This window comes from Polynucleobacter sp. 39-46-10, assembly GCF_002282275.1.
This window is the reverse complement of record NZ_NCJB01000161.1, coordinates 1-5143: the sequence shown is the minus strand read 5'-3', so window position 1 is coordinate 5143 and position 5143 is coordinate 1. Positions and strand designations below refer to the sequence as shown.

Annotated in this window: 5 protein-coding genes; 3 read left to right on the top strand and 2 right to left on the bottom strand. The window is 47.6% G+C overall.

The window, feature by feature from the left end; all coding sequences use genetic code 11:
- From polA to B7X71_RS11465, 3 genes are all read left to right on the top strand, one after another.
- A partial coding sequence (polA, locus tag B7X71_RS11475; protein WP_293600786.1) for a DNA polymerase I occupies nucleotides 1-1437 on the top strand: 1437 nt, incomplete at its 5' end.
- A 21-nt stretch (nucleotides 1438-1458) separates the two neighbouring features.
- Complete coding sequence (locus B7X71_RS11470; RefSeq protein WP_293598393.1) at nucleotides 1459-2355, top strand: dienelactone hydrolase family protein; 897 nt, start codon at nucleotides 1459-1461, stop codon at nucleotides 2353-2355.
- 5 nt (nucleotides 2356-2360) lie between these two features.
- Nucleotides 2361-3134 carry a ZIP family metal transporter gene (locus B7X71_RS11465; RefSeq protein WP_293600785.1) on the top strand — a complete coding sequence of 258 codons (774 nt, stop codon included), beginning with the start codon at nucleotides 2361-2363 and terminating at the stop codon, nucleotides 3132-3134.
- Here the strand turns inward: B7X71_RS11465 and B7X71_RS11460 are convergent.
- Together B7X71_RS11460 and B7X71_RS11455 are read right to left on the bottom strand one after the other, a co-directional pair.
- Nucleotides 3131-3961 (bottom strand): sulfurtransferase, encoded by an 831-nt coding sequence (locus tag B7X71_RS11460; protein ID WP_293598395.1) that lies wholly within the window; start codon nucleotides 3959-3961, stop codon nucleotides 3131-3133. The genes B7X71_RS11465 and B7X71_RS11460 overlap by 4 nt on opposite strands.
- Nucleotides 3962-3999: 38 nt before the next feature.
- Complete coding sequence (locus tag B7X71_RS11455) at nucleotides 4000-5106, bottom strand: aromatic ring-hydroxylating dioxygenase subunit alpha (protein ID WP_293598396.1); 1107 nt, start codon at nucleotides 5104-5106, stop codon at nucleotides 4000-4002.
- Nucleotides 5107-5143 lie beyond the last annotated feature (37 nt).

The following is a 5143-nucleotide window of genomic DNA, read 5'->3' as shown; positions in this document are numbered from 1 at the left end:
GAATCACATATGCCGCACAACATGGATAACTTAGCTGAGCGACACCTCGGCATGAAGACCATTAAGTATGAAGAGGTATGCGGTAAGGGCGTGCATCAGATTGGTTTTGATCAAGTGGATCTGAAGATCGCTACAGACTATGCGGCAGAAGATGCGGACATTACCTTGCGTTTACACCACGCACTGTGGCCTCAAATCCAGGCAAGCCCAGGCCTTCTTTATGTTTATGAAAACATTGAGATGCCAGCCATGCGTGTGCTTGGCATCATGGAGCGCAATGGCATTCGGATTGATTCGGCGCTGCTATCTCAGCAAGGCCAAGAGGTCGGCAAGCGTTTGCTTGCCTTGGAGGGAGAGATTCATAAGCTGGCTGGACAGCCATTCAACATTCAATCCCCTAAGCAGATCGCAGAAATTTTATTTGGTCAGCTAGAGCTTCCGGTAATTAAGAAAACGCCATCGGGTGCGCCATCGACTGATGAAGAAGTTTTACAGAAGTTGGCTGAAGACTATCCTTTGCCTGCGCGTATTTTGGATTACCGCAGTCTTGCTAAATTGATGTCAACTTATATTGAGAAACTGCCACGCATGGCTGATCCTAAAACCGGTCGCGTGCACACGAGTTTTTCTCAGGCGACTGCAGTGACAGGGCGCTTGGCTTCAAGCGACCCAAACTTGCAAAATATTCCTGTTCGTACAGAAGAGGGTCGACGAATTCGAGAAGCGTTTATTCCGGCGGAAGGTTGCAAACTTCTTTCTGCTGACTATTCTCAAATTGAATTGCGCATCATGGCGCATATTGCTGAAGATGAAAATCTGTTAGCTGCATTTGCTGCCGGTAAAGACGTACACCAAGCAACTGCTGCTGAGATTTTTGGTGTGCCGCTTGAGAGTGTTAATTCAGAGCAGCGTCGCTATGCCAAGGTCATTAACTTTGGCCTGATCTACGGTATGAGTGCTTTTGGTTTAGCGGGTAACTTGGGCATTGAGCGCTCAGCAGCTCAGAATTACATTGCCAAATACTTTGATCGCTATCCAGGTGTGGCCCAATATATGGAGCGCACTCGTTTAGAGGCTAGAGAGAATGGCTATGTCGAGACAGTCTTTGGCAGACGCCTATGGCTGCCGGAGATTAAGGGTTCGAATGGCCCTCGTCGTCAGGGTGCGGAGCGGGCTGCAATTAATGCCCCCATGCAAGGTACTGCAGCTGATCTGATTAAATTGGCCATGGTGGCGGTTGAGAATTGGCTAGAAAAAGAGGGTCTCAAGACCCGTATGTTGCTTCAGGTGCACGATGAATTGGTATTTGACGTACCCTTAGATGAGCTGGAGCTCTTGCAGGCAAAGCTACCTGATTTGATGTGTAAGGTGGCTGAACTGAAGGTTCCTTTGGTAGTGGGTATTGGGATTGGCGATAATTGGGAAGAAGCACATTAATTACAGGTAAGGAGACAAAAAATGACTACTAAAAAAGATTTAGATTCAAAAGTAATTGCTAGCGACAGAAGAGGTTTCATGAAAGCCTCTGCTATTACAGCAACCACGATGGGAATTGGTTTTGTAGCCGCCTCAGAGCCTGTGATGGCACAAGCAATCGAAACGGATTTCAAGGGCATTAAAGCGGGTGAGCAAATGATTCCAGTCGGCAGCTTTCAGATGCCAGCTTATGTTTCTCGTCCAGAAAAAGCAAAAGGTAATTTGCCGATTGTGATCGTCGCTAGCGAAATATTTGGTGTACATGAATACATTGCTGACGTTACTAGACGTTTTGCTAAATTAGGTTATATGGCGATTGCCCCAGAATTCTTTATCCGAGCAGGCGATCCTAATACCTATGGAACTACTGCCGAGATCATGAGCAATATTGTTGCCAAGACTCCAGATTCTCAAGTCTTAAATGATTTGCAGGCAGCCATTCAATGGGCTGGCAAAAACGGTGGTGATGTGAAAAAAGTTGGCGTCACAGGTTTTTGCTGGGGTGGTCGTATTACTTGGCTCTCAGCTACGTTGCCTCAGGTCAAAGCTGGTGTAGCTTGGTATGGTCGCTTAGTTGGTGAAAAAACTGAAGGCAATCCTCGTCACCCAGTTGATATTGCTGCTGACCTGAAAGCTCCGGTCCTAGGTTTGTACGGTGGAGCAGATGCGGGTATCTCGCTCGAAACTGTTGAGCAGATGCGTCAAGCGCTTGCAGCAGCAGCCCCGAAAAATCCAGCTGCTAAAGCCTCCCGCTTTGAAGTCTATCCAGATGCACCCCATGGCTTCCATGCGGACTATCGCGCTTTATATCGCGAAGGTCCAGCGAAGGATGGCTGGGAAAAATGTATTGCCTGGTTTAAACAAAACGGGGTTGCTTAATTTTCATGTCAGTACTGCAAAGCATTGTGCTGGTAACAGCGCTAGCGGGAGCCGCTAGCGTTCTTGTAGCGGCAAGCTTTTCTTTGTCATTTCTGTCAAAGATGGTTCACAGCATGGTCAGTGTGTCGGTAGGTGTTTTGTTGGCTACTGCCTTGCTGCATTCATTACCTGAGGCATTTACGATGCCGGGCGTGGATGCTAAGTTGCTATTTGCTACTTTGCTTGCAGGTCTCCTGGGCTTTTTCTTGCTTGAGAAAATCGCTTTACTACGTCATAGCCATCATCATGAAGGAGATGGTCATGGCCACCACCATGGACATGATGCAGAAGTAGCGGGTCGCAGCGGTTGGATGATTTTGGTAGGCGATGGATTACATAATTTTGTTGATGGTGTTTTGATTGCTGCTGCATTTATGGCCGATTACCAAGTCGGCATCTTTACTACGATTGCCATTATTGCTCACGAGATCCCGCAGGAAATTGGGGATTTCATCGTACTGCTCAATGCAGGATTCACACGCACGCGCGCACTCATATACAACCTGATTTGTGGTTTATCTGCAGTAGTGGGTGGGGTATTGGCTTATTTCTTTTTGGAAAGAGTAAATGCGGCAATGCCTTACTTGCTCGTGATTGCCGCAAGTAGTTTTATCTACATTGCGGTGAGTGATCTCATTCCACAAATGCATCGCCGCCCACACTGGGTGGAGTCTTTACGTCAAACGATTTTGATTGCTTGCGGCGTTGGATTTGTAATCTTGCTCTCGTTACTACATTAAAGTGCGACTGGCCTGCTCGGGTCGGCGCACCATTCACTCCAACTACCTGCATACAGACGTGAGCCTTTGAGGCCGGCAACTTCCATGGCCAACAGGTTATGGCAGGCAGTTACTCCAGAGCCGCATTGATGAATGACTTCAGATGCTTTAGTTGAGCCTAAGAGATCATGAAAGTCTTTGAATAGTTGTTCTGGTGCCTTGAAGCTTTTTTTGGAAAGATTTTCTCTGAAGCAATAATTAATCGCGTTGGGGATGTGACCGCCAACAGGATCTAAGGTTTCATTTTGACCATGGAAGCGATCATTTGCGCGAGCGTCCACAACTATATTATTTTTGGCTTGGAGATTATGAACAACTTCCTCTACTGTTACTAGGCCAACATAAGGCATTGTAGGTACTGGCGTTGATGTTGGTTTTGCTTCGCGAGGCATTGTGCCAATCGGGCCATTCCAAGCATCTAGGCCACCATCTAATACTTGCACGTTGGCATGGCCAGTGGCTTTGAGCATCCACCATAAGCGACTGGCATATACAGAGCCTTGATTATCGTATGCAACTACTAAAGTGTTTGAGTCAATACCTAAGCGTGATTTAGTTTGCGCCCAAGCCTCAGGGCTAGGTAGCGGATGACGACCATTCTTGCCCGTTTTTTCACCGGATAGATCGTGGTCTAGATCGACATAGAGAGCGCCAGGAATATGACCCTCAAGATAGGATTTGCGGCCTGCTAAGGGATCCACTAAATCAAAGCGGCAATCACAGAGCAATACATTTTCACCGCTGTTAATGATTTCTTCCAACTGATTTGCAGTAATGAGAGGCGTCATGATGGCTTCCTATTGAGAGCGGGATGGGTGTTACTGAATTATGCGCCTTCGTAACTCATGGCGCGACGGTACCATTCATGAAAATGTTGCATGCCATCTTCCATGGGGCTTTGGTATGGGCCCACTTCATTTTGACCGCGAGCTAGCAGGGCAGCCCGACCGGCATCCATACGTTCTGCAATTTCATCATCTTCAATGCAGGTTTCCATATAGGCTGCACGCTCCGCCTCTACAAATTCGCGCTCAAAGAGGGCGATCTCTTCCGGGTAATAGAACTCAACCACGTTCCGAGTTTTATTCGGACCCATGGGGTGCAAGGTGGAAACGCAGAGAACGCCTGGGTACCACTCGACCATCACATTCGGATAGTAGGTAAGCCAGATAGCGCCATGGCGAGGTGTTTTGCCCTCGTGATGGCGTAGAACTGCTTCATGCCACTTTTGATAAACCGGTGATCCAGGTTTCTCAAGGTTCTTATGAATACCAACAGTTTGTACGCTGTGCCAGTCACCGAATTCCCAACGCAGGTCTTCGCAAGAAACAAACTTACCCAAGCCCGGATGAAACGGAACAACGTGATAGTCCTCGAGGTAGACCTCAATAAAAGTCTTCCAGTTGTAATTACATTCATGGACTTCAACATGATCCAGAACGTAACCCTCAAACTTGAGATCATCGGCAACACCGAGTTTGGCAAGATCGGCACGAACATCGCGTGGACCTTCAAATAAGAGCCCTTGCCAATTTTGCAGGGGGGATTTGCCTAGATTAAGACAAGGCTTATCTTCAAAATGGGGCGCACCCATGAGTTGACCATTTAAATCGTAGGTCCAGCGATGCAGGGGGCAAACAATATTGTCCGCTTTGCCTTTGCCATTAAGCATGAGTGCTTGGCGGTGACGGCAGACATTAGATAGGAGTTCAATGCCATCTTGATTGCGAACCAAGAGTCGACCTTCATTTTCTGAGGTCAAAGTTTGGTAGGAACCAACTTCAGGAACCATGAGTTCGTGACCAACATAGCCTGGCCCCTGCTTAAAAAGCAGTTCAATTTCACGTTGATAGAGCTCAACGTCAAAATAAGCCGAAACCGGCAGTTGTAAATTGGACGGCGCAAGCTGCTGCGCGGTAGCCAGATTAGTCATTCTCCCCACCCCCGAAAACGTCAGCCGAAGCTAAGCG

What these genes read in the sequence shown, in the direction of transcription:
- B7X71_RS11470 (WP_293598393.1), top strand. Translation starts at nt 1,459, where the DNA reads ATGACTACTAAAAAAGATTTAGATTCAAAAGTAATTGCTAGCGACAGA.
- B7X71_RS11465 (WP_293600785.1), top strand. Translation starts at nt 2,361, where the DNA reads ATGTCAGTACTGCAAAGCATTGTGCTGGTAACAGCGCTAGCGGGAGCC.
- B7X71_RS11460 (WP_293598395.1), bottom strand. Translation starts at nt 3,961, where the DNA reads ATGACGCCTCTCATTACTGCAAATCAGTTGGAAGAAATCATTAACAGC.
- B7X71_RS11455 (WP_293598396.1), bottom strand. Translation starts at nt 5,106, where the DNA reads ATGACTAATCTGGCTACCGCGCAGCAGCTTGCGCCGTCCAATTTACAA.